The 25,433-nt window shown below is 38.2% G+C and carries 25 protein-coding genes; 14 read left to right on the top strand and 11 right to left on the bottom strand.

What is annotated here, in order from left to right:
* The first annotated feature begins 65 nt into the window (after positions 1-65).
* The 6 genes from ACY2RS_RS08135 to ACY2RS_RS08110 all read left to right on the top strand — a co-directional run bounded on the left by ACY2RS_RS08135 (position 66) and on the right by ACY2RS_RS08110 (position 5,833).
* On the top strand, positions 66-488 hold the full coding sequence (locus tag ACY2RS_RS08135; protein ID WP_490098142.1) for a RidA family protein: 423 nt from the start codon (positions 66-68) through the stop codon (positions 486-488).
* A gap of 33 nt (positions 489-521) precedes the next feature.
* A complete protein-coding gene (locus tag ACY2RS_RS08130; RefSeq protein WP_490098141.1) occupies positions 522-1,346 on the top strand; it encodes an alpha/beta hydrolase in 825 nt (274 codons plus the stop codon).
* Between the two features lies 1 nt (position 1,347).
* Positions 1,348-2,799: an aldehyde dehydrogenase gene (locus ACY2RS_RS08125; RefSeq protein WP_490098140.1), complete on the top strand. Its 1,452-nt coding sequence runs from the start codon at positions 1,348-1,350 to the stop codon at positions 2,797-2,799.
* Positions 2,800-2,974: 175 nt separating this feature from the next.
* On the top strand, positions 2,975-3,760 hold the full coding sequence (locus ACY2RS_RS08120) for an SDR family oxidoreductase (RefSeq protein ID WP_490098139.1): 786 nt from the start codon (positions 2,975-2,977) through the stop codon (positions 3,758-3,760).
* Positions 3,761-3,986: 226 nt separating this feature from the next.
* Positions 3,987-5,075: an amidohydrolase family protein gene (locus tag ACY2RS_RS08115; protein ID WP_490098138.1), complete on the top strand. Its 1,089-nt coding sequence runs from the start codon at positions 3,987-3,989 to the stop codon at positions 5,073-5,075.
* 116 nt (positions 5,076-5,191) lie between these two features.
* The gene (locus tag ACY2RS_RS08110) at positions 5,192-5,833 is read left to right on the top strand and encodes an O-methyltransferase (RefSeq protein WP_490098137.1); all 642 of its coding nucleotides are present in this window, start codon (positions 5,192-5,194) and stop codon (positions 5,831-5,833) included.
* Between the two features lie 122 nt (positions 5,834-5,955).
* Here the strand turns inward: ACY2RS_RS08110 and ACY2RS_RS08105 are convergent, their stop codons facing one another.
* From ACY2RS_RS08105 to ACY2RS_RS08070, 8 genes are all read right to left on the bottom strand, one after another.
* The gene (locus ACY2RS_RS08105) at positions 5,956-7,476 is read right to left on the bottom strand and encodes a S8 family peptidase (protein WP_490098136.1); all 1,521 of its coding nucleotides are present in this window, start codon (positions 7,474-7,476) and stop codon (positions 5,956-5,958) included.
* A gap of 41 nt (positions 7,477-7,517) precedes the next feature.
* On the bottom strand, positions 7,518-8,072 hold the full coding sequence (locus ACY2RS_RS08100) for a phosphatase PAP2 family protein (protein ID WP_490098135.1): 555 nt from the start codon (positions 8,070-8,072) through the stop codon (positions 7,518-7,520).
* Positions 8,072-8,359 carry a Sec-independent protein translocase subunit TatA/TatB gene (locus ACY2RS_RS08095; RefSeq protein WP_490098134.1) on the bottom strand — a complete coding sequence of 96 codons (288 nt, stop codon included), beginning with the start codon at positions 8,357-8,359 and terminating at the stop codon, positions 8,072-8,074. The genes ACY2RS_RS08100 and ACY2RS_RS08095 overlap by 1 nt, the downstream gene beginning before the upstream one ends.
* A gap of 168 nt (positions 8,360-8,527) precedes the next feature.
* Positions 8,528-10,831, bottom strand: a complete 2,304-nt coding sequence (locus ACY2RS_RS08090; RefSeq protein ID WP_490098133.1) for a M1 family metallopeptidase — start codon at positions 10,829-10,831, stop codon at positions 8,528-8,530.
* Between the two features lie 63 nt (positions 10,832-10,894).
* Positions 10,895-11,395, bottom strand: a complete 501-nt coding sequence (locus ACY2RS_RS08085) for a DUF6702 family protein (RefSeq protein ID WP_490098132.1) — start codon at positions 11,393-11,395, stop codon at positions 10,895-10,897.
* A gap of 94 nt (positions 11,396-11,489) precedes the next feature.
* Positions 11,490-12,266, bottom strand: coding sequence for a hypothetical protein (locus ACY2RS_RS08080; RefSeq protein ID WP_490098131.1), 777 nt, complete (start codon positions 12,264-12,266; stop codon positions 11,490-11,492).
* Positions 12,259-13,071 carry a carboxypeptidase-like regulatory domain-containing protein gene (locus ACY2RS_RS08075; protein ID WP_490098130.1) on the bottom strand — a complete coding sequence of 271 codons (813 nt, stop codon included), beginning with the start codon at positions 13,069-13,071 and terminating at the stop codon, positions 12,259-12,261. The genes ACY2RS_RS08080 and ACY2RS_RS08075 overlap by 8 nt, the downstream gene beginning before the upstream one ends.
* Positions 13,072-13,155: 84 nt before the next feature.
* Entirely contained in the window at positions 13,156-13,974 is an 819-nt protein-coding gene (locus ACY2RS_RS08070) for a carboxypeptidase-like regulatory domain-containing protein (RefSeq protein ID WP_490098129.1), read from the bottom strand.
* A gap of 70 nt (positions 13,975-14,044) precedes the next feature.
* On the opposite strand from ACY2RS_RS08070, the gene pepE reads away from it, so the two are divergent.
* Complete coding sequence (gene pepE / locus ACY2RS_RS08065; protein WP_490098128.1) at positions 14,045-14,746, top strand: dipeptidase PepE; 702 nt, start codon at positions 14,045-14,047, stop codon at positions 14,744-14,746.
* 215 nt (positions 14,747-14,961) lie between these two features.
* On the opposite strand, the gene ACY2RS_RS08060 is transcribed toward pepE, so the two are convergent.
* On the bottom strand, positions 14,962-15,393 hold the full coding sequence (locus ACY2RS_RS08060; RefSeq protein ID WP_490098127.1) for a GNAT family N-acetyltransferase: 432 nt from the start codon (positions 15,391-15,393) through the stop codon (positions 14,962-14,964).
* 55 nt (positions 15,394-15,448) lie between these two features.
* On the opposite strand from ACY2RS_RS08060, the gene ACY2RS_RS08055 reads away from it, so the two are divergent.
* The 6 genes from ACY2RS_RS08055 to map all read left to right on the top strand — a co-directional run bounded on the left by ACY2RS_RS08055 (position 15,449) and on the right by map (position 20,748).
* Complete coding sequence (locus ACY2RS_RS08055) at positions 15,449-16,192, top strand: M15 family metallopeptidase (RefSeq protein WP_490098126.1); 744 nt, start codon at positions 15,449-15,451, stop codon at positions 16,190-16,192.
* Positions 16,193-16,388: 196 nt separating this feature from the next.
* Positions 16,389-17,159: a M48 family metalloprotease gene (locus ACY2RS_RS08050; RefSeq protein ID WP_490098125.1), complete on the top strand. Its 771-nt coding sequence runs from the start codon at positions 16,389-16,391 to the stop codon at positions 17,157-17,159.
* Between the two features lie 203 nt (positions 17,160-17,362).
* Positions 17,363-18,877, top strand: a complete 1,515-nt coding sequence (gene gpmI / locus ACY2RS_RS08045; protein ID WP_490098124.1) for a 2,3-bisphosphoglycerate-independent phosphoglycerate mutase — start codon at positions 17,363-17,365, stop codon at positions 18,875-18,877.
* Positions 18,878-18,889: 12 nt separating this feature from the next.
* Positions 18,890-19,483, top strand: a complete 594-nt coding sequence (locus ACY2RS_RS08040; protein WP_490098123.1) for a TlpA family protein disulfide reductase — start codon at positions 18,890-18,892, stop codon at positions 19,481-19,483.
* Between the two features lie 57 nt (positions 19,484-19,540).
* Positions 19,541-19,936 carry a BT0820 family HAD-type phosphatase gene (locus ACY2RS_RS08035; RefSeq protein WP_490098122.1) on the top strand — a complete coding sequence of 132 codons (396 nt, stop codon included), beginning with the start codon at positions 19,541-19,543 and terminating at the stop codon, positions 19,934-19,936.
* 8 nt (positions 19,937-19,944) lie between these two features.
* Entirely contained in the window at positions 19,945-20,748 is an 804-nt protein-coding gene (gene map, locus ACY2RS_RS08030) for a type I methionyl aminopeptidase (RefSeq protein ID WP_490098121.1), read from the top strand.
* A gap of 329 nt (positions 20,749-21,077) precedes the next feature.
* Here map and ACY2RS_RS08025 read toward each other — a convergent pair whose 3' ends face one another.
* Both ACY2RS_RS08025 and ACY2RS_RS08020 read right to left on the bottom strand, forming a co-directional pair.
* On the bottom strand, positions 21,078-23,216 hold the full coding sequence (locus tag ACY2RS_RS08025; protein WP_490098120.1) for an alpha-ketoacid dehydrogenase subunit alpha/beta: 2,139 nt from the start codon (positions 23,214-23,216) through the stop codon (positions 21,078-21,080).
* 216 nt (positions 23,217-23,432) lie between these two features.
* Positions 23,433-24,719, bottom strand: a complete 1,287-nt coding sequence (locus ACY2RS_RS08020) for a dihydrolipoamide acetyltransferase family protein (protein ID WP_490098119.1) — start codon at positions 24,717-24,719, stop codon at positions 23,433-23,435.
* A 161-nt stretch (positions 24,720-24,880) separates the two neighbouring features.
* Between ACY2RS_RS08020 and ACY2RS_RS08015 the strand changes: the two genes are divergently transcribed.
* Positions 24,881-25,354 carry an Lrp/AsnC family transcriptional regulator gene (locus ACY2RS_RS08015; RefSeq protein WP_490098118.1) on the top strand — a complete coding sequence of 158 codons (474 nt, stop codon included), beginning with the start codon at positions 24,881-24,883 and terminating at the stop codon, positions 25,352-25,354.
* The last annotated feature ends 79 nt before the right edge of the window (positions 25,355-25,433 follow it).

The following is a 25,433-nucleotide window of genomic DNA, read 5'->3' as shown; positions in this document are numbered from 1 at the left end:
TCGAGAGGTCTCTTTAAGATTACTATTTTAAATTAGGTCTCGACTGCGCTCGACCAGACAACAATATGACAACCAAAAGCAAACTAGTAGAAGGAAAAGCAACTCCAAGAGGTGCATATCCGCATATTAAAAGAGCAGGCGATTTTTTATTTGTAAGCGGTACCAGCTCTAGACTTCCAGACAATACCATTGCGGGAGCCAACAAAATTGATGAAATGGGCACCATTTTCTTAGACATCAAAGAGCAAACAAGAGCAGTATTAAACAACATTAAAGATGTGCTCGCTACCGAAAATGCTACCTTAGAAGACGTCGTTGATGTTGGCAGTTTTCTGGTGAACATGAACGATTTTGGAGGCTATAACGAAGTCTATGGCGAGTTTTTCAGCAAAGAAACGGGACCGGCAAGAACTACCGTAGCAGTGCACCAACTGCCACATCCACATCTGGTGATTGAAATTAAAGTAACGGCATATAAACCTCTATAATTTGCATCCTTGGAACATCTTAGAAAACATAGTGTGAAAATTTTAATTGCAGCTTTTTTGCTTTTCTTCGGAAATGTGGATGCTCAAAAGGCATTAGAAGAACAAAGCAAACGTCCGTTTGAAATTGGGGCTTCGGTTACGGTTCGCTCTGCTGTTTTAGATGAGGACCGTGTACTTAATATTTACCTTCCGCAAGGCTATGCAACTTCTAACAAAAAATATCCGGTCATTTATTTGCTGGATGGATCTGCAGATGAAGATTTTATTCATATTTCGGGACTCGTACAATTCGGTTCTTTTTCTTGGATTAACATGGTGCCAGAAAGTATAGTGGTGGGTATTGCTAACGTAGACAGGAAAAGAGATTTCACCTACCCCACTAGCATTGCACAAGACAAAATAGACTTCCCCACAACGGGAGGTTCAAAAAAATTCATCAGCTTTATCGAGCATGAACTTCAACCTTACATCAATTCGACGTATAACATTTCCGAAGAAAAAACCATCATCGGACAATCACTAGGTGGGCTATTAGCTGCTGAAATTTTACTAACCAAACCACAGCTATTTGACAACTATATTATTGTGAGTCCGAGTATGTGGTGGGACAACGAATCTTTATTGAGGCAAAAACCCGTTATAGCCAACACACACAAAAACATCTATGTAGGTGTTGGAAGTGAAGGTCCAACTATGGAAACAGGTGCTATCAAACTACGATACGCGCTTATGGAGCTGTATCAAAACAAAGGCACCGTATTTTTTAATTTATTTAAAGCGCAAGATCATGGAGACACCCTCCATCTTGCCGTATACGACGCCTTTGAAAAAATTTTTAAAGACCAAAAACAAAAGTAACATGCAAAAAATTAGCAACTACATCAATGGCAGTTATTGTGATCCTATTTCGGGAACTTGGATAGACAATTACAATCCCAGCAATGGAGAAGTGTATGCTAAAATTGCAGACTCTAACAACAAGGATGTAGCTGCAGCCTATGTCGCGGCAAAAGAAGCGTTTCCATCTTGGTCAAAAGCAACCATAGACACAAGAAGCAAAATCTTACTAAAAATAGCCGATCTTATAGAAGCCAATTTAGATCGCTTAGCAGCTGCAGAAGCCAAAGACAATGGCAAACCTTTAAGTCTAGCTACTGCAGTAGACATACCCAGAGCAAGTGCAAATTTTAGGTTCTTCGGAAATGCGATTACTCAATTTGCTAGCGAGGCACATGAAAGTGTAGGGCTAAACACCATGAATTATACCCTGCGCCAACCCATTGGTGTGGTAGGTTGTATTTCTCCTTGGAATTTACCTTTGTACCTATTTACCTGGAAAATAGCACCTGCCCTAGCGGCAGGAAACTGCGTGGTTGCAAAACCAAGCGAGGTTACTCCTATGACTGCCTATTTATTGGGGGAAATATGCACCGAAGCAGGATTACCTCCAGGCGTTTTAAATATTGTACATGGTACGGGTCCAAATACTGGACAAGCCATTGTTGAACATGAAGATATAAAAGCCATTTCGTTTACAGGAGGTACAGCAACAGGTGCTCATATTGCACGAACTGCGGCACCTATGTTTAAAAAACTATCGTTAGAGTTAGGAGGGAAAAACCCGAACCTCATCTTTGCAGATTGCAACTATGAAAAAATGCTCTCGGTAACGGTGAAATCTTCTTTTGCTAACCAAGGACAAATATGCCTTTGCGGAAGTAGAATTTATGTAGAAGAAACCATCTTCGAACAATTTAAAAAAGACTTTGTTGCTAAGGTTTCAGCATTAAAAGTAGGCAACCCATTTGATAATGACACCAACGTAGGTGCTTTGGTATCGAAGCCACATATGGAGAAAGTACAATCATATATCAACATAGCACAAGAAGAAGGCGGAGTTATTTTATATGGGGGAAACGCAGTCACTGTCCCTGGAAGTGAAAAAGGATATTACTTACAACCCACGATCATTGAATTACAAGACAACCAATGTCGCGTTAACCAAGAAGAGATTTTTGGTCCTGTAGTCACCCTTATGCCTTTTAAAACTGAAAAAGAAGCTTTAACACTCGCCAATAGTGTTAAATATGGTTTATCTGCCACGCTATGGACGAGTAACATCGATAGAACCATGCGACTTTCTAACCAAATAGAAGCTGGAATTGTATGGGTAAACACATGGCTCAATAGAGATTTACGCACTCCCTTTGGTGGTGTAAAACAAAGTGGTGTTGGTAGAGAAGGCGGCTTTGAAGCCCTAAAATTCTTTACCGAAGCTAAGAATGTGTGTATTAGTTATAGTAGTGAGTAGCTAGGTAAAACCTGCAAGGTATGAGGAGGTACGACCATCCTTGTAGGTTTAGGCAAAGGCGATTTAAATTATTGTTTAAAAAAAATGAATTATGTCCCCTCGAGTGCAGTCGAGAGGTCTCTTTAAGAGTACTATTTTAAATTAGGTCTCGACTGCGCTCGACCAGACAAAAATTATGAATTTAAACTTAAAAAATAAAAACGCCATGATCTGTGGCGGTACTGCAGGAATTGGAAAAGCAAGTGCGATGCAATTAGCAGCTATGGGAGCAACCATCACTCTAGTTGCTAGAAACGAAGACAAACTAAAAGCAACCCTTGCGCAACTTCCTACTCAAGATGATCAAACACATGATTATCTGGTGGTGGATTTCACAAACCCTTCGCAATTAAAAGAACAGGTATCAAAAGCAACTGGATCTAAAAACTACCATGTGTTATTGAATAATACGGGAGGCCCAAAAGGCGGACCAATATTCTCTGCAGATACTTCAGAATTTATCAATGCCTTTTCGATGCACTTAGAATGCAATCAGATTCTAGTACAAGCATTGGCTCCAGGAATGAAAGAAGATGGCTACGGACGCATTATAAACGTAATATCGACCTCTGTAAAACAACCTATCGACGGATTAGGAGTTAGTAATACCATTAGAGGTGCTGTTGCAAGCTGGAGTAAAACCATGGCAAACGAACTTGGTCAATACGGAATCACAGTGAATAATGTACTTCCAGGTTTCACCGCTACAGAAAGACTCGCAAGTATTATTAGCAATGCCGCCAAACGTTTTGACGGTTCTGAAGAGAAAGCTACAGCCTTTATGAAAAGCATCGTTCCTGCAAAGCGATTTGCTCAACCTGAAGAAGTTGCTAACGCTATTGCATTCTTGGCAAGTGACGCTGCAGGATATATTAATGGTATTAATTTGCCTGTTGATGGTGGGAGAACAAAGAGCCTTTAAAAAGTAAGCAGTGGCAGTAGGCAGTATAACAGCTACAAGAATAATATCCTGTTTTGTAAGTCTGTCAGAAAGTTGATTAACAAAACAGTTTTAAATATAACGACATGCACAACTGATCACTGCTACTGAAAACTGAATACTTATAGCTACTATTTTAAATTACATTCCATCTTTTAATTTATAATTGTAACTTTAACCTTAGCTAATAACCTCACAATCTCCAACCATGAGCAAAAGAAAATTACGTATTAACGGGCACTCGCATTTACTTCCCTACCCTGAGGAGATTCCTCAATTCATGAAAGATAAAGGGATTTTCTGGGTCGATAAAGATCGAAAGTTTATGCTTCAAAAAGATTGGAGCCGTCCTGTAACCGATTCTAGCTTTTTCTTAGATGAAAAATTAGCCTGGATGGAGCGTAATAAAATTGATCACGCTGTCGTACTCAACCTTTCTCAGCTCTATGGAAATGGACTGCGTGTTGAAGAAATGAAACAGGCATTGCGTTTTCAGAACGATTTTAATGCCAAAGTGCAACATGAAAATCCATCAAAATTTACCACTGGATTTGTAGTACACCCAGGTTTTGTGAGAGGAGCTTGCTGGGAAATTGAACGCTGTGTTGAAGAACTAGGTATGCAATTGCTTTGTCTGCCCACACACTATATGGATACCATTGGTACCTGGCGCTGTATTTTTGATGAAGAAAACGAACCTATTTTTGAGCTCGCAAACAAATACAATCTAGCTATTGAAGTACACCCTTACGATGGTGAAAAATTTATAAAGCTTGAAAATACGTCTTGGCGTTTCCACTTAATATGGATGTTGGCGCAATGCGCAGATGCGTATCACTTTTTAACTTTAAATGGCTACGCAGACAAGTATCCAAATATGCGTACCTGCTTTGCGCATGGAGGGCAATTAGCACAAATGAATTTGGGCCGACGCATTCAAGGATTTGATGGTAGACCCGATTTGTTTGAAGGGAAATCCCATCCGCGAAAATCGGTAGGACATAAAAACATATTCTTTGACACCCTTGTACATGATACTGGCGGACTAGAATTATTGATAAAAAACCAAGGAGCTAAACAAGTGGTTATGGGTCTTGATGATCCATATCCTCTTGGAGAAATGGAAAGCGAAAAGCAATCTTCTTACCCTGGAAAAATTTTAGATTTGGCCATGGAACGAAACATCCTAACCGACACCGAGTGTGATGCCATTTGGGAAGACAATGTGATTCAATGGCTCTGCGGTGATGATAAAGCAGCTAAAGAAAAGTTAGTTGCTAGAATTTTAGGAAGCTAATAGAAAATTTAGCATTCCATAAAACAGGAATAACAATGTCCCCTCGAGCGTAGTCGAGAGGTCTCTTTAATAATACTATTTTAAATTAGGTCTCGACTGCGCTCGACCAGACAGATATGCACTTCCTACCAGAAAACATTGATGAGTATGCTGTAGCACATTCGCAGCCTGAACCAAAATTACTAGCCGATCTTACCCGAGAAACTTGGCAAAAAGTTTTGGCGCCAAGAATGTCTAGCGGACATTACCAAGGACGCGTGTTGAGCATGATATCAAAACTCATCAATCCAACAAACATTCTTGAAATTGGAACCTACACAGGCTATGCCGCCCTGTGTTTGGCAGAAGGCATGAAAGAAAATGGAGTACTTCATACGATAGATATCAATGAAGAATTATACGACATACAACGCAAGTACTTCGATATGTCTCCATATGGTGACCGTATGTTACAACATATTGGAAATGCTGTAGATATTATTCCAACCTTAGACACTACATTTGATCTTATTTTTATTGATGCCGATAAAAGTAATTATCCCACCTATCTGGAGTTATTGCTTCCTAATTTACAACCAGGCGCTGTTATTTTAAGCGACAATGTATTATGGAGTGGCAAAGTAGTGGAACCTCTTAACCCAAAAGATACAGACACTAAAGTCTTATTGGCCTATAACAAATTACTAAATGAGCACCCAAAACTAGAAACGGTTTTATTGCCCATTAGAGACGGGTTAACCATAAGCAGGGTGAAGTAGTGAGAACTAAAATTTCCGAAGAAAAATAATCTATGTCCGGTTGAGCGGAGTCGAAACCTAGGGTAATGATATTTAGGTTGTAGTTCTCGACTGCGCTCGAACAGACAATTTTGTAATTTTGACTATTGCACCGCTTGCAATGCATCAATATTTCCGTAGCCTTTTGTACTGCTTCTATTTGGATACAATTCTGAGCTCTGACGCATTCTTTGCAATACTTGTGCTCTACTCCAGTTAGGATATTTAGACCATACCAAAGCTGCAATACCAGCTGTGGTTGCCGTTGCCACACTTGACCCTCCAACGTATGAAGATTGACCATTGTTAAATCCGACTACAGTACTGGTGCGACTGTTGTCATTATTACGCTCCATTACAATAGTAAATTCTATCTGACTTCCATCATGACACGTATCGCACTGCAAGTAGTTTCCATTATCTGTGATACCCGTTACAGCCACAGTTTCGTTCATACTCGCAGGGAATATCACAGGATACCAGTTTGTAAAATCTAATGAAGTACCTCCTGCTGCAAAAATGAGTTTACCACGATTGTATGCATAGCGAACTCCGTCTCTTACACTACCAATACTCCAAGGATACCCAATAGACATTGAAATAATTTTTACGTCATTTCTATTTCCTAACTGTACCAAAGCATCACGAACTCCCTTACGCTCATGGTAATCGTTTAAAACTACATCTTCTGTAGCACGATACGACACAAGGTTACTATTGTAGGCAACACCTACTGGTAAATTGTTATTGTTTCTTGGAGATGCTATGGTTCCAGCCATACTCGTTCCATGTCCACAACGATCGTTTGGACCATCATAGTTATTACTCCACCACCAATTTGAATCAATAAAAGTTCCATATTTTTGAACGGTACGTCCATTACTATAACCATCATTAAAATTACTTCCTAACAAGGATTGGTTTGGAGACAATCCTGTATCTACAACAGCAACAGTTACATTGGCACCAGTACTATGTTGCCATGCTTGGGTAATATTGTGTTGATCATAGGTCCAACTCACTAAAGAACCAGGTGCTACCGTTCTATAATCTGCCGGATTCAAATTTTGTCCGTTTTGATTACAACCACTTGAAGAACGCTGATTTTGGGGATAATTTACATTGGTAAAAAAAGAATAGCCACTTGGCTCTAGGTAACGAATATCTCTTCTTTTACGTAGCTCTGTAATGGTAGCTATATTTTCTACATGAATATCCACTAAATTAAGTACGTTGTCATCTTCTACAAGGGCTTGTTTTCTTGTTTTTCCTTCGGAAATTTGAACGGCCTCTAAGATGTTATTTTTTGAAGAAGTTAATCGAGTGGCATTCGCAGATGTAGTAAAACTTTCCCCTTTGGCACCATATCCTACCGTAAGTAAGTTTTCTCCATGAACAACGGCACTCCATAATACCTGATCTGTAGTTCGAGTCCAATCAAAATCACCGGAGGCTTGTAATTCCTTATCTATGATTTCATTAATATAATCTATAGATAGTATTTCTTGAGACGTTTGATTAAGTAACGAAGCGTCTAAATCTACAGGAATTTCTAATGGGTCTTGAGAACAATTAGTTAAAAACAAGAGACTTGCAGCCGCAAGGGTGAGGCGTAATTTTTTCATGATATATATTTAGGTTGATATTGGTACCTAAGATATACATTTTATATTTTTTTAACAAAATATTTAGAGATACTGTAGCCAATGAATGCAATTGTTGTTCCTACCATAGCTCCAACTAAAATATCACTGGGATAATGCACTCCTACATAGATTCTGCTTGTCACAAAAATGAGTGGCCATAGATAGGCTACATACACCCATGGATTATAGCTTCGGATGGCTAATACTAAAAAAGTAACAATACTAAAGCTTGAGGAAGCATGTCCCGAAAAGAAACTGAAGGTTTTTGGTTCTTGTAAAACACGAATCATTGCCGATAGTTCGGTTACATTATTAGGTCGAATACGGGCAACATATTCTTTTGTAATATTAGTAATGGTTAGGGTCACAAAAAAGGTTAGTAGCACACCACATAACATGAGTAATCCTTTTTTTCCTTTATAGTAATATAGTAAGATGATACTGAAATAAATAAAAAGAGCCGTCCAACTCTCAATTTTAGTAGCAAAAATCCAAAAAGAATCGAATGATGCTACCCCTAAATTATTAAGCCAAACAAAAAGTTCTTCGTCCCAATTTTTTAAGGTGGTGAACATTAAAACTTACGTTTGATAGAGCCCCCAAAATCTTCAACATCGTCTTTCATCTGTTTCAGTTCTTTTGTAAGGTCCTTTGTTATATTGAGGTCGACTCCTTCTTTCTCGGCAGTCTTGGTGATTTCAGACTTGATATCGTTGGTGGCATCTTTTATTTGGCGCATACCTTTTCCAAGGCCTCGAGCGATTTCAGGAATCTTGTCGGCACCAAAAACTAGTAGCACGACAAATAGAATAAAGGCTATTTCTCCACCGCTAATAAATAAAAAATGAGGTTGTAATCCCATGTGGCAAAGATAGGGAGATTTCAGATTATGAAATCAGATTTTTAATAAAATTTAGGCCTTGAACTAGGTTAGCAAATTAATGAAACAACAATGCTATCCATCTTATAGAAAACAAAAAACCCGCTATATTGCTATAACGGGTTTTGGGTTATTAAAATTTCAGAAATACTAGTTCTTTACTTTATTTTTAAAGTTATTAAACTCACCTAATTTTTTGCGTTTAGGCCATGCATTGTTTGATGTATCGATATCTGCAGTTTCTTCGTCTGGATCTACCATGATTTTAGTGATCTCTTTTTCTGAAGCCACTACTCTACTTAACTCAGCGTCATTCTTTCTCCAAATTTGTGCTGGATAGGTTTCACGCTTTGTACTTCCATCGCTATAGGTATACTCCACAATGATTGGCATTGGGATTCCTCCTGGCTTCTCGAAAGTTACATCGTAAAAATACTTTGGGTTTTTAAGGTTCGCTCTGTCTGCAGGGCTCACATTATCCATAATGTATTCTTGCAAGGTAGTAACGTCATTTAGGGTTTGCGTTTTCATGTCTTCTTCGAAATCTTCGCTACCTTCTTCTACTAGGTACACTAGAGGTGGCAAGTCGCTTTCTTTCATACCACGAGCTTCCATCATTTCTCTTACCTCGGCATTCATTTTTGAAGTTACATAGTATTTTTTCACTTCTTTAACTCCGATATCTGTGTAGTCTGTGCTATAAAACCAAGATCTCCAGAACCAATCTAAATCTACTGCAGAAGCATCTTCCATACTACGGAAGAAATCTTCTGGTGTTGGGTGTTTGAACATCCAACGTTGAGAATATGTTCTAAAGGCATGATCAAACAACTCACGTCCCATAATAGTTTCACGTAAAATATTTAATCCTGTTGCTGGCTTAGAGTATGCGTTGGCACCAAAACTATAGGTGTTTAAACCTTTTGTCATAATTGGAGCAATGTAATCTTGATCTCCAGCCATGTAGTTTACAATTTTGTTTGCAGGTCCACGACGTGATGGATACGCTTTGTTAGGCGCAATAGCATCTGGGTACCACTCTCCAAAATCTTGTTCTGCAACGTACTGTACAAAAGTATTTAAACCTTCGTCCATCCAAGTCCATTGACGCTCATCACTATTTACAATCATAGGAAAATAGTTATGTCCAACTTCGTGAATAATCACACTCATCATACCGTATTTAGTACGCTCACTATAATTTCCTTCTGCATCTGGACGTCCATAGTTCCAGCAAATCATTGGGTATTCCATCCCTTGCCCTTTGGCATGTACAGAGATCGCTTTATGGTATGGGTAATCGAAAGTCATTCTAGAATACGACTTTAAGGTACTAGCCACAACAATAGTTGAATAGTCTTCCCACAATGGGTTACCTTCTGGTGGGTACATAGAAACAGCCATTACATCTTTTTTACCAATCTTTACCGACATCATATCCCAGATAAAACGTCTTGACGTTGCAAAACCGTAATCACGAACATTTTCTGCTTTAAACTTCCAAGTTTTGGTAGCTTTTACATTTCCTTTAGAAGCAGCTTCTGCTTCCTCTTGAGTTACAATAATTACGGGCTTTTCGTATGATTTTTTAGCTTGCTCATAACGGTTCATCATGGTTTTGCTAAATACTTCTTTTCTATTTTCTAATACTCCTGTTGCGTCTAGCACGTGATCTGCAGGTACGGTAATGTTTACCTCGTAATCACCAAAAGGTAATGCAAACTCATCACGACCCCAGAACTGACTGTTTTGCCATCCTTCTACGTCGCTGTATACAGCCATTCTTGGAAAGAACTGAGCAATTACATATCCTTTATTTCCATCGGCAAATACTTCATATCCACTACGTGCTCTATCAATAGTGTGGTTTACAATATTGTACCACCACTTAATATCGAAGGTATAGCTATCTCCTGGCTCCATTGCCTTAGGAATATCAATGCGCATCATGGTGCGGTTGATAGTATGCTTTAGGTTATTTCCTTTGCTATCTTTTACGTAGTCAATTTTAAAACCACCATCAAATCCTGCTCCCATGTAGCTATTTACAAAAGTACTAGCTTGTTGTGCTGGTGCTACTCCGTTAGGCTCGATTAAAGGTGACTTAGAGTCTGTAGCACGAACGTTTTGGTCTAGCTGCACCCATAAATATTCTAATACATCTGGAGAATTGTTAGTGTAGGTAATTGTTTCTGTACCATAAAGTCTTGCGTTTTCATCGTCTAGACGAATATCCATTTTATAATCTGCCTGCTGTTGGTAGTATGCTGGCCCTGGAGCTCCACTTGCAGAACGGTATTGGTTTGGAGTAGAAAACTCTTGATATAACTGCTTAAAACGGTTGTTGTTTAAATGTCCAGGTTTGCGTTCTTCTGCTCCTTCTGCTTCCTGAGCATAGCCAAATCCAGCTGAAGAAACTATCAAAATAAAAGATAAAAATTTAAGTAATTTCATGGTATTAGATTATTTTAAAAAGTATTCAAAAATAGGGTAATATGTGGGTTGCGCTGTGTTATATTAAAAGTTTAACAATCCTTTAGGATTTTCTTTTTCCAGCACAAGGCTACGTCTTACATCTGGTGTTTTAAGGTGTATGATATTTTGTTGATCTTCAAAGCCATCAAACAACACCTGGTTTTCAATTTCTATGCTTTTCAAGATTTCAACATTGGTAACTTCTAGGTACATTTTTACACGGTCAATATCGTATTCCTTTCCAATATATGCATAGGGAACCTGAGTACCATTTACATAAATAGAAAGTTTTTTAAACACGTATTCTTTTAACAAAAGCTCGTCTTCTTCAGTCTCTTTTTTAGAGTCCAAGTACACTTTTCTTAAAGATCGTTTGCTTAAAACAGCTTCGATATCGTCTGTAAATATTTCGGTGATAATTTGAAGTGATTGTTCTTCAGGAACATATTCTATTCTTGTAGTACTTACATAAAACTTATGTAAGGTTGCTGCTGTAAGTATTGGAAAAACAAAAGCAAGTACAAGGATCTTAAAAGACTTCATAGGGTAACGTTAATGAGGGTTGCAAAATGCAAAAAATAGAGCAATAAGCATTCCTTTTTACTTCGGAAATTTTAAAAAAAGATAAAATTGTTAGTTAATCTTCAACTGGAATAGGCAACCCAGAAAGATATACTGGAGCTTTTGCTTCAAATATGCTTAACATTCCTAAGTGGTTTTTTATTTCTAATTCTCTTTCAACCTGCGTGGTCTCCAAACAATGTAACACAAAATCATACGAGCGATCTTCAGGAATTCCATACGCTTCCATGAAAAAGGAAGGTCTATAGATGTGTAATATTTCAGCTACTGTAATATCCTGGGCTAACCAATGACGTACCATTTTCAATTTTTTGTAATACCCAGTGAGGTGTTTATGCAATGCTTCTAGATCTACCGAAACAGGTGTGATGGTTTGCCCTACAAGGTTGGGTATTTTCTCTTCGGGCTCTCCTTTAAAACCAGGGATTCCTACATCGTCAAAATTAAATTCTTCTTCTGTTTTAATATTTCCTACATCTTTTAACAGATCCCCAGAAAGTGTATTCCCTAAAACTACCTCATCTAGTTCATTTAACAATACCACCAAAGCTACCGAGAGGTGTTTTTGGGCATATACAGCATCGGAAACCACGACTTTTTTGGGGAAGTATTTTATTCCAGAAAACACTAGCGTATCATAGCGATTTACCTCTATACTAAATTTACCTTCTTGGTTTGTAATTGCATTATACCGAGATGTTTTATTTAAAACATGAATATTCTCAACCTCATCTGGATTGGTAACATGTCCTTCTAAAACAATAGTTTGCGCTTTTCCGAAATAAAAAAAGCAACTAACAATAACAATAAATAAGTAGGCGTTTTTATTCAATGTTTTTTAAATATTCTTTACTTTTTGATACCATATAATCTAGTAACAACAATTCATTTTCTGATTGCAAATAAGAGACATCAAAATCACTTTCATGCACAAAATAGACAAAATCTGACACCTTCTCTTTTGGAATTTCATAATGAGTCACGATAAAATCTGTTGTGAATTTATCTTTTAATTCTTTCAATGAAGTGTCTGTAAGTTCATTAGCAGCATCTTCTTTTGGTTTTCCAAAAATAAGTCGTGTCAATAATGAAACTCCTCCAATTAAATTTGCCCCTTCTCTTACTTGTCCGTTATTATAAGCATCTCTAGCCACATTACCTTTCACAGAAGTTTGTGCATCTGGAGCAAATTCGTACTCAAATTCTAATGCTTTGTATGACAAATCGAAATTTCCGAAGCCTCCAAAGGTTTTAATTTTACCTACATCCACGGTAAGATCTCCTGTTAAATCATAGGTTTTCACCAAAACTTCATCCAAAACATTTACTTCTGGATTCAAAAAAATAGTGACTGTTTTCTTTTTTAGCACACTTTCCCTAACTATTAAATTAAAACTTATGTATTGCAATGACGTTACCTGCAACCTGTCATTGGTAGCAACATTGATTGTAAATTGTCCATTTTCATTTGTTACTACTCCTTTTTGAGATGAAATATTATAAATATGAATCCCCTCTACTTGATCGGCTACAGGAGTAATAATGGTACCCGTAATAGGAACACGCTTCACCTCTTGAGAAATAGCATTAAAAGCGCAAAAAAAGAAGAGGACACTAAAGAGACGAAATGATTTCATAGCACATAAATTTTGTTGGTTTATAATATGAAATTACAACGATTTTTCATAAAACTGGCCCAAATTTTTGTTAATACTATGATACTATTCTCCTTTATTTTGTTTTCTAAATAACAAACTTTGCTTTTCAACATATTCGAATAACAACAATTGATTTGCTGGCAATAAATAAGAAGATGGTATATAACTTTCTAGTAAAAAATACCTAAAATCAACTACTTGGTCTAACCCAATGCCAAAGTTTTCTACTAACGTTGTGTCATCAAATTTCTTTGTTAAAAGCGCCATTTGCGCATCTCTACTTCTATCAATTGCTATTGGAGTTGGTTTCTCTTTTGGAGGCCCAAAAATAAGTTTGGCAGCCAAGACTCCAAGTGCAATAAAATTTAGTCCGTTTTGCATAGGCTGCACACCCAATGCTTCTTCGGCCACATTTCCTTGGATGGCAGTTTGTCCATCCGGAGCAAACTCATAAGCATCATAATCACTATAAGACAAATCAAAATTTGTGTCGATCCTAAAGGTATCAATATTAGCAACATCGTCTTTTAAAATTCCTGTAAGATCGTGATCTTTTAATAGTACTTCATCCAATTTATTTATTGCTGGATTAAGATACAACACCAATGTTTTTCTCTCTACAGCTTTTTTGGTAACAATGACCTTATACCCCACAAACTGAATAGCTGTTATTTCTAACCTATCATTTTCTGCAACCGCAATTGTAAAAGCACCCTCTTCATTGGTGATGGTTCCTTTTTGAGAAGAAATATTATAAATATGGATTCCTTCCACCATCGCATCTGAGTCTGCTGTAATCTGCCCTTGGATTTGAACCCGTTCTACTTCTTGTCCAAATAAAACAGCAGCAAACAAAAGGAAGCAAATAGTAATTTTAAACATAGTTGGTTTGGTTTCTTGCAGCTAATATGTACAAAGTATATATGTATATTTACCTACAAACAAAATACGAATGAAAAACTTAATTGTTGCAAGTACCTCTACCATTTATGGAGGAAGGTATCTAGAATATCTAGAAAAAGCGCTAGAGATATTGTTTAAAAACACTTCGGAAATTTTATTTATCCCCTATGCAAGGCCAGGGGGAATAACTCATGACACCTACACAAACATTGCAGCAAAAGCATTTAAGAAATTAGGAAAAGAAGTACGTGGCATTCACACCTTTAAAAATCCTGTGGCAGCTATCGAAAACGCAAAAGGAATCTTTACGGGTGGAGGAAACACTTTTTTATTGGTACAGCAACTTTACAAAAATGAAATGATGGCTCCTATGAGAGCAGCGCTTCTTGATGGCACCCCGTATCTTGGTACCAGCGCTGGAAGTAATATTTGTGGGGTCACCATGCAAAACACCAATGACATGCCTATTGTGTATCCACCTTCTTTTAAAACGATGGGAGTGATTCCATGCAACATCAACGCACATTATCTAGATCCAGATCCAACAGGAACACACATGGGAGAAACACGTGAAACTAGAATTAAAGAATACCATACACAAAATACGGTTCCAGTAGTGGGACTTAGAGAAGGAAGTTGGTTAGAAGTGAAAGAAGATATCATGACATTAAGAGGAGCATTGGACGCTAGAATATTTGAACAGGGTAAAGATCCTTATGAAGTTACTTCAGGATCAATCATCAAGTTCTAGGAAACAAGACCGCTGCGCTGTTAGAAGTTAGACCATTCACTTCGTTCATTGTTAGACCGCTTTTTCTGCGTGGTAAACCACGACAGAAAGCTGTTAGACAAATATTACTAATTATTGACTTTTAAGAAATCTTTAAATACAACAGTGACCAGAGGGAACGGTCTATCCTCCAGCAGTGAACGAAGTAAACGGTCTAGCAGCCGTAGGCGGTCTCTTTACAGTTCCTTCACAAAATGATATCCCTTCGCCACAAAACCATGATTGTAATAAAATTTATGAGAAGGAAAATTATGTACATAGGTATTTAACTCTACCCATCTGCAGGTTTTCTTTTTGGCATAGTCGTAGACAAAATCTAATAATTTTGCTCCAATACCCTGACTTCGGTAGCTATCCATTACAATCACATGATCCATTTCTATGCTTCTACCTGCATAATGCCTTGTTTGAAACCACAAGCCACTGCAACCAATAAGTGTGTCACCATCGTAAATACCAGCACAGGCATAATTTTGTGATGCCATTTCAAGAATTCTCTCTTTAAGTAGCTCTTCGGAAATTTTAAAATCCCCTAGTATGCTAACCAAAGGTACAATCGTTAAAATTTCCGAAGGCTTTATAATGCGGATGTCAATTGTGTTTTTCAAATTAATCGTACTTTTAATATTTCAGAATAAAAGGATAATCATACGAAGATAAAAAATGAAACGAAAAGACTTTTTAAAAATAACAGGAATCTGTGGTATCGGATTACTAACATTTCCACAACTATCGTATGCAGCCTTACAAACCACATTTACAAGAGACCAACTTATTGGAAAAGGCAATCCTGATATTTCTGGAAATAGCTACACAAGTACCATGCACACCAAAACTGCCGCAGCTTTATCAAAGATGAAAACGGCTGCAGCTAAAGAAGGTATCGCCATTGAAGTAGTGTCTGCCTATCGAAGTTTTGAACGCCAAAAAGAGATTTTTGAAGGCAAATACAAACGTTTCACCAAACAAGGATTAACCCCAGAAGAAGCCATTGCTAAAATCATAGAATACTCCACCATACCAGGAACATCAAGACATCATTGGGGAACAGACATCGATATAATTGACGCAAATGGGAGTCCGAGACCATCCAGTGTATTGCAAGAACAGCATTTTCATGGAACGGGACCTTTTTGCAAATTAAAAGATTGGCTCAACATACATGCAAACAGTTTTGGGTTTTACGAAGCCTACACCAACAACGCCAACCGCAAAGGATTTAAATATGAACCTTGGCATTTTAGCTATGCCCCAGTCTCTAAACCCATGCTAGCTGCGTATAAAAAATTGGATATCAAAGCTATTTTACAAGAAGAAAAAATTCTTGGAAGTGAACACTTCACCGATACTTTTATAGCCAAATATCGAAAAGAGAATATTTTGGATATCAATCCTGAATTGATTTAGTATCTTGGAAAAGAACTTGAAATCGATCTCGAAGCTTCGGGAGAAATCGAAATCGAAATCGAACTTGAAGATGAAGATGAAAACTATATTAATTACAAAACTAATAACAATACTCTCCCTCTGGGAGAGTCAGATTCTTGAAGCTTGAAAAGCGCGCAAGAATCTGGTGAGGGTTTTAACGCTAAATATAAATACCATGAGAGGAAGTTGGAAAATACGTATTGTAATTGGTCTACTTATAGCCGGATACACCTACTGGCAGTATAGTAGCAGTAAAGAAGTAAATAAATACACAGGACGCGAACAAGCTATGGCCTTAGATCCGCAAGAGGAAATTGCTATGGGCATTCAATCTGCTCCACAAATGGCACAACAACATGGGGGCTTGTATCCCGATCAGCGTGCACAAAATATAGTCGATTTAGTGGGGCAAAAATTAGTTGATAACTCTATGGCTAGAGAAAGTGAATATCAATACGACTTTCATTTACTAGCAGATCCAAATGCAATTAATGCTTTTGCATTGCCAGGCGGACAAATATTTATCACCTACGCACTGTTCTCACAACTACAATCTGAAGACCAACTAGCCGGTGTATTAGGCCATGAAATAGGACATGTTTTAGGAAGACATTCTAGTGAACGAATTGCTGAAGCTGGTTTGTGGCAAGGCCTTGCGCAAGCAGGTTCTGTTGGTGGCGACATGGGCGGTATTATTGCAGGAATGGGACAAAATAAACTTCTTACCAATGGACGAGATGACGAGTTAGAAAGTGATGATTTGGGGATAAGGTTTATGATGAGAGCTGGATATGATCCGTACCAAATGATTGAAGTCATGAAAATTTTAAAAGCTGCTGCTGGTCCCAATAGAGTGCCAGAACACAAAAGCACACACCCAGATCCAGACAATCGTATCGAACAAATCATGAAATCTATTGAGCATTATAAAGGTCAGGGGCTTTAGAATATTAAGAATCACACATACAAAAAATAGTTTCAAAAATAAAAAATCTACTTTTGTCCGGTTGAGCGCAGTCGAAACCTACGTTAAGTATCAGAGAGTTGTAGTTCTTCTCAAGCTCTGTGAGCTTAGGAACAGACATAAAAGTATGTTTTTTAGATAGCCATTTTTTTATTCGATTCATTCCTTCTCTGTATCTTTGTTCCATGCATAAAAAAGCCCTCTTACTCATTTTAGATGGTTGGGGAAACACTCAAGATCCAAACGTTTCTGCACCAGCCCAAGCGCACACTCCTTTTATGGATAAAGCCTTAATCAACTACCCAAATGCAAGTCTTTTAACACATGGTATGCATGTAGGTTTGCCTGAAGGTCAGATGGGAAATAGCGAAGTGGGCCACATGAATTTAGGAGCAGGTCGTATCGTATATCAAGACCTAGCAAAAATCAATCTCGCTGTCACCAATAATACCTTGAAAGACGAAATTGTTTTAAAAGAAGCCTTTCAATACGCCAAAACAAACCATAAGAAAGTGCATTTGCTAGGTCTCGTTTCTGACGGCGGCGTACATTCGCACATAGATCACATTAAAGGATTATTAACTGCTGCTGCTCAAGAAGAAGTAGCCAATATTTTTGTACATGCTTTTACAGATGGACGTGATGTAGACCCTAAATCTGGAATAGGACATCTCGAGAATTTGCAAGACCATATGTCCAAAACAACAGGAACGCTCGCGAGTGTTATTGGTCGCTATTATGCGATGGATAGAGACAAACGTTGGGAGCGAGTTAAAAAAGCATATGATCTCTTATGCTTCGGAAATGGTACACCAACCACTAACATTTCCGAAGCGATGCAACAAAGTTACGAGGCCGGAATAACAGACGAATTTATTAAACCTCTTGTGTTAACAAAAAATGACACCCCGATAGCTACCATTGAAAAAGACGATGTTGTGATCTTTTTTAATTTTAGAACCGACCGAGGAAGACAGCTTACAGAAGTCTTAACACAACAAAATTTTGACGACTTCGGGATGAAGACACTTCCGTTACATTATGTGACACTCACAAATTATGACGCCTCTTTTAAAGGAATCGAGGTCGTGTACAATAAAGAAAACATCACCCAAACCTTAGGCGAAGTATTAGAGCAGCACAACAAAATACAAATTCGCATTGCCGAGACAGAAAAATATCCGCACGTTACTTTCTTTTTTAATGGTGGAAGGGAAACTCCATTTGAAGGGGAGAAACGTATTTTATGTCCATCACCAAAAGTGGCTACCTACGATTTACAACCTGAAATGAGCGCTTATGAAATTCGAGATAAAATCCTTCCAGAGATCGAAGCCGAAACTGCAGATTTTATTTGCCTTAATTTTGCCAACCCAGATATGGTAGGTCACACTGGAGTATTGGAGGCTGCTATTAAAGCTTGCGAAGTCGTAGATAGTTGTACCCAAAAAATTACAGAAGCTGCCCTAGCTCATGGCTACACCACCCTCATCATTGCAGATCACGGAAATAGTGAAACCATGCGCAATCCAGATGGTTCTCCAAACACAGCGCATACTGTAAACCCTGTACCATTAATTATTGTAGACAATGACATCACACAAGTAAAAGATGGTATTTTAGGTGATATCGCACCTACAATATTACACATTTTAGGGATTGAAAAACCATCTAAAATGACACAAAATTCACTTCTATAACTCAAGTAGCACATGAACTATAACATCACAAAAACAATCCTTTTAACGATATGCCTTTGCGCCTTTATCGCTTGTAAAAATAAAACACAAGAACAAGCAAAAGACAAGACTGAGACCATTCTAAAAAACGGTAAACTTATAGATGACCCAGAAAATGAAGGAGAAAAAATGCTCCTCGGACTTGTAACACATGAGGATTTTAAAAGTGAAACGCTCTTTCCATGGATGTACGAAAATTTCGAATTGTACAAACCAGACCCAAACACCGTACTTGCTCTAAAAGGAGCGCTAGAAGGGGTTACTATTAAAACTTTTATGGGTACTTGGTGTGAAGACAGTCAAAGAGAAATTCCGCATTTATACAAAATCTTAAACATAGCTGGTTTCGAATATGACAGCATGCAATTGGTTGCTGTATCTCATGAGAAAGATACACCAGAAGGTTATGAGAAAGATCTTGATATTGCCTACGTACCCACCATAATTTTTTACAAAAACGGAAAAGAATTAGGACGTTTTGTAGAATATGCCCAAGGGGAATCTCTAGAAAAAGACATGCTTACCATCCTAAAGGGAGAACCTTATGCACCAGCTTATTCAGAATAAAATAGGGGTATTGCCTTTATTCTTTGTAATTTTGCCAATTCCCAAACGAATTGAAGTATGAAAGACACGCTGAACATCGCCGTAGACTTTGATGGTACTATTGTAGAAGATGCCTATCCTAAAATTGGAAAACCTATTATTTTTGCTTTTGATACTATCAAAAGATTACAAGAAAAAGGACATAGAGTTATTTTATGGACCTACAGAAAAGGTAGAGCACTAGATGAGGCAGTGGCTTTCTGCAAAGAAAACGGTGTTACTTTTTACGCTGTAAATATGAGCTTTCCCGAAGAACAGTTTGACCCTGCCTATAGCAGAAAAATTAACGCAGATATTTTTATCGACGATAGAAATATAGGCGGGATGAAAAGTTGGGGAGAAATTTACCAAGAAATTATTGGGGAAGTAAACCCAGCAAAACCACCAAAGAAAAAAGGCTGGTTTAACTTTTAAGAGGCACTATGATCATTACCAAATCCAGAGAAGAAATTGAATTAATGCGCGAAGCTGCCCTTGTGGTTTCAAGAACATTAGGAATGTTAGCCAAAGAAGTAAAAGTGGGTGTTACCACCAACCAACTCAACACTATGGCAGAAGCATACATTCGAGAGCAAGATGCTGTCCCTGGATTCTTAGGATTGTACGATTGCCCTTCCACACTACTAACAAGCGTGAACGAAGCCGTAGTTCATGGACTACCCACAGACATCCCATTAAAAGAAGGTGATATTGTTAGTATCGACTGTGGTGCTATTAAACACGGCTTTTATGGAGATCATGCCTACACTTTCGAGGTAGGTGAAGTAGCTCCTGAAACAAAAAAATTACTCCAGATTACTAAAGAATCTCTATACGTCGGCATTAAAGAATTAAAAGCTGGAAATCGTGTGGGTGATGTAGGGTATGCCATCCAAAACTATTGTGAGGCTGAAGGTTATGGTGTTGTAAGAGAATTGGTAGGTCATGGATTAGGTAGAACCATGCACGAAGACCCAGAAATGCCTAATTATGGTCGCAGAGGACGTGGCAAAAAATTCTTAGAAGGAATGACAGTTGCTATCGAGCCAATGATTAATCTAGGAACACGCCGTATTACACAATTAAAAGACGGTTGGACCATCGTTACACAAGATGGAAAACCAAGTGCCCATTTTGAGCATAACATAGCCATTGTTGACGGGCAACCACAACTGTTGTCTACTTTCGATTATGTTTATGAAGCGCTGGGTATTAAAAGTGATGAAGAAGATGCTTTTAGGAAGTAAAATCATTGTCATGCTGAGCCTGTCGAAGCACATTCCTGAAAGACAAACCCATTAAAATCGAAATCAAACTAATTACAAATATTGCCCTTCGACTCCCGAAGCTTCGGGACAGGGTGACAGTAAGAATTCATAAAAAAGAGATGAACAAATGTTGTCATGTTGAGCCTGTCGAAGCACAATCCCTAATTACAGACTCCATTAAATCGATTAGAATATCGCCCTTCGACTCCCGAAGCTTCGGGACAGGGTGACAATGGGAATTCATAAAAAGGAGATGAACCAATGTTGTCATGCTGAGCCTGTCGAAGCACAATCCCGAACTAAATACTTTAATAATTTAAAATTTCAGTAATCTTAGTCTTTACTTTTTCTGTAGAAGGAATCATGGTTTGTTCTAACACAGAATTTAAAGGTATGGCTGGCATGTTTTCACTACCAATGACCATCACTGGTGCGTCTAAGGTTTGAAAACATTCTTCTTGAATTCGTCCTTGTAATGCTCTGCTGAAACTGTTCTCACTAGGCTCCTCTGTTACTACTAAACATTTTCCACATTTTTTTACAGAAGCAAACACGGTATCATAATCTAGTGGATGTAAGGTTCTTAAATCTACTACTTCAACAACATCTTCTATACCAAGCTCAGCTGTAGCATTCATAGCCCAATGCACACCCATTCCGTAAGTGATAATAGATAAGGTCTCTTCTTCCTCTTTTTTCCAAATTTCTTGCAGTACCCATGCTTTCCCAAATGGCAACATATAATCTGCAGCTGGCTCCACACTGGTTGCTCCTTTGGTACCTGGCACTTTTGACCAGTACAATCCCTTGTGTTCAAAAATAACAACTGGGTTTGGATCATAGTAGGCAGCTTTGAGTAATCCTTTTAAATCGGCTCCATTACTTGGATAGGCAATTTTGAGTCCGCGAATGTTACTCACCACACTCTCCATAGAAGAAGAATGATAAGGACCTCCACTTCCATAAGCCCCAATAGGCACACGTAATATCATAGATACTGGCCATTTACCGTTAGATAAATAACAACTTCTAGATACTTCAGTAAATAATTGGTTAAGCCCTGGCCAAATGTAATCTGCAAATTGCACCTCAACAATTGGTTTTAATCCTACTGCACTCATTCCAACGGTAGAACCAACAATAAAAGCTTCTTGAATAGGAGTATTAAACACTCTATTATCGCCAAACTTTTGAGCCAAGGTGGCAGCCTCTCTAAATACACCGCCCAATCTTCCTCCAACATCTTGTCCATACAGCAAACATTCTGGATGCTTTGCCATCAATTCTTCTATAGCAAACAAAGCGCAATCTACCATGACTACTTTATCGGCACCCTCTGGAGTTCGATTTCCTACTTCTTCGGTAATTGGAGTCGGTGCAAAATCGTGTGTAAATAAATCTTCTGGCTTTGGATCTTCAGCTTCCAGCGCCTTTTTTAGACTGTTTTCGATTTCGATTTCGATGTCAGTTTCAATGTCTTTTATTTCCGCTTCGGAAATTCCCTGTGCCTTTAATAATGTTAGCATCTTTGGATAGGGGTCTCGCGATCTTGCTTCATCCAAATCGTCACGATAGAACTCCATGCGCACCCCCGAAGTATGATGATTTAACAACGGAACTTTAGCATGCACCAAAAACGGTCGACGCTCTTCACGAATAGTCTTTAATACTTCCTGAATGGTTGCATAACTCTCTTCAAAATTTGTCCCATCGATAGAAATAGCTTCCAACCCATGAAAGCCCGCTGCATATTCGGCAGCATTTTGAGCTCTAGTTTCGGCAGCATTAGCAGAAATATCCCATCCATTATCTTGTACAACATATAAAATTGGAAGTTGCTTCAAGGCTGCCATCTGAAAAGCCTCAGCAATCTCCCCTTCAGTAACACTAGCATCTCCTAAAGAACAAACTACAACTGGCGCATTCCCGCGTAGGCGGGAATCTTGCGAATGAAGCTCTTGATTATAAGAACTATCAACTACACTTTTCAATTTTTCCACAATAGTACCATCTTGCTTGTCATCCTCTGTAGGATTACCGCCTTCGCGGTAATGGAACCCCAAAGCCACACCTGTAGCAGGAATAGCTTGCATTCCAGTAGCACTACTTTGATGCGGTATTTTTGGTTTATCATCATCTCGTAAACTTGGGTGACTATAATACGTACGCCCTCCAGAAAAAGGATCGTCCTTTTTAGCCAACACTTGTAGCATAAGCTCATATGGCGTCATACCAATAGCCAATAGCATGGAATCATCACGATAATACGGAAACATATAATCTTGAGGCAGCAATTGCATCCCTACTGCCGTTTGTATGATTTCATGTCCGCGCGATGTAGCATGCACATATTTTGACACTACTTTAAAATTCGCTTCATAAATCTCTGTCATTGTCTTTGCAGTGACAAGATTTTTGAAGGCTTTTAGAAGGGTGTTTTTATTCATATTTAATTTTCAATTCTTGTGTTTGTAAATAGACACTTCGACTCCCAAAACTTTGGGACAGGGTGACAGTCAAACTTTATCAAAACAGCAGGCAATAAATATTGTCATGCTGAGCCTGTCGAAGCACTTTCTTATAAGTATCGCCCTTCGACAAGCTCAGGGTGACAGTTAGTTGTATTAGCCTTTAATTTTCAAAAAAGGGGGAATAATTATTTTCTATACTATCCGATTAACATCAAACTGTCCCATGTTATCGGCAATGCGTTTCAAGAAAGAACCTGCTAGATATCCATCTACAATACGGTGATCAAAACTTAACGAAAGATACATCATGCTGCGTATCTCTATAGTATCTCCTTCTGGCTTTTCTATTACTTCGGCGCGTTTTTTTATGATCCCTGTTGCCAGAATAGCTGCTTCTGGTTGGTTAATAATGGGCGTCCCCATCAAACTACCAAAAGTCCCTACGTTACTTATGGTGAAGGTACTTCCTTTCATATCATCACCTTTTAAGTTGCCAGAACGCGACTTTCCTACAAGTTCATTCGTTGCTGCTGCCAGTCCTTTTAAATCTTTTTGGTCTGCATTTTTTACCACGGGAACAATTAAATTTCCCGAAGGCAATGCCGTTGCCATACCAATGTTTATATCCTCTTTTACAATAATATTTTTCCCATCAAGCGAAGAATTAATCATCGGAAAATCTTTAATCGCATTTGCGACTGCTTCAATAAACAAAGGTGTAAATGTTAACTTCTCGCCGTACTTTTCTAAGAAATGAATTTTATTGGCATTTCGCCAAGCCACCATGTTACTAAGATCTGCCTCAACATATGCAGTTACATGCGGTGACGTATGTTTGCTATACACCATATGATCTGCAATCATTTCGCGCATGCGATCCATTTCAACGATCTTCCCAGTGCCTTTATCAAATTGCAAATCTGGGACTTGAAATCCAGAAGGCGCTGCAACCGCTTGTGCAAATTGAAAAGGCCTTCCTTCTTCTATATAATTTGAAACATCACTTTTACGCAAACGCCCATCTTTGCCTGTTCCAGAAATTCGCGCTAATTCTTCATAGCTAATATGATGTTTTCTTGCCATGCTATCAACAAGTGGCGACACGAACACATTCTCATTTACAGTAACCGATGTTGCAGCAGTAGTCGCTTTCTTTCGTTTAGCTGGTACTTTTTTAACTTCTTTTGCAGGAGTTGCTTTTTTTATTTCTTCGGAAATTTTAGAAGATGGCACCGCTCCAGATAATTCTAAAATTGCTATCGTATCACCCACAGGCACTACATCTTTTACAGCTACTTTATGAGCCACCATCACACCCGATGCTGGGGCCGGAACCTCATTGTCTACCTTATCTGTTGCCACTTCAACCAATATATCTCCTTCTTCAAAAGACGCCCCTTCTTCGACCAACCAATTAAGAATGGTTCCTTCAGTAATACTCTCTCCCATTTTGGGCATTTTAAACACAGTTTCTGCCATCGGTAATTTCAGTTTTAAAAGCATGCAAAAATACAAAAAATAGAAATTCGACAGGAAGTATTAACTGCCTGAAAGTATTTGATTAGGGGTTTATTCTGAAATATTAAATATTAAATCCTTTTTATTCTATTTTTGAACCCAAATAACCGAATAAACAGACAATGAAACTTGACGCTACAGACATAGCCATCTTAAAAGCCTTACAAAAAGACTCAAATCGAACCGTAAAATCGCTAGCTAAAGATTTAGATAGATCGACAACCCCCGTTTTTGAACGTATTAAAAAACTAGAACGCGAGGGTTACATTAAAGGATATTCGGCTCGGTTAAATCCAAAAAAATTAGGACTCAAACAAACAGTTTTTGTAGCCATCACCTTGCAGGGTCATACTCGAAGCTATTTAGAAAAGTTTGTAAAGCAAGTAAACGAATTCCCAGAAGTTGTAGAATGTCATCGTGTAAGTGGAACCTTTGACTACTTATTAAAACTTATTGTAGAAGACATTGAGGCATACGAAACATTTATCATCACCAAACTCACCCTTCTCCCCTATCTTGGAAATGTTCAAAGCCTCATTACCTTATCTACCGGAAAAGAAATTAATGAGATTGATTTAAGTCATTTAAGCACATAAACATTGGTATTTTCGGAATACTATTTGATGCTTTTGAAACTGTAATCTATTGCTACTACTCGGACTTCGAAAATTTCAG

The sequence above is a fragment of the Patiriisocius sp. 208BN25-11 genome (assembly GCF_058147145.1).
The sequence above is the reverse complement of the archived record's forward strand: the minus strand, read 5'-3'. Positions and strand labels throughout refer to the sequence as shown.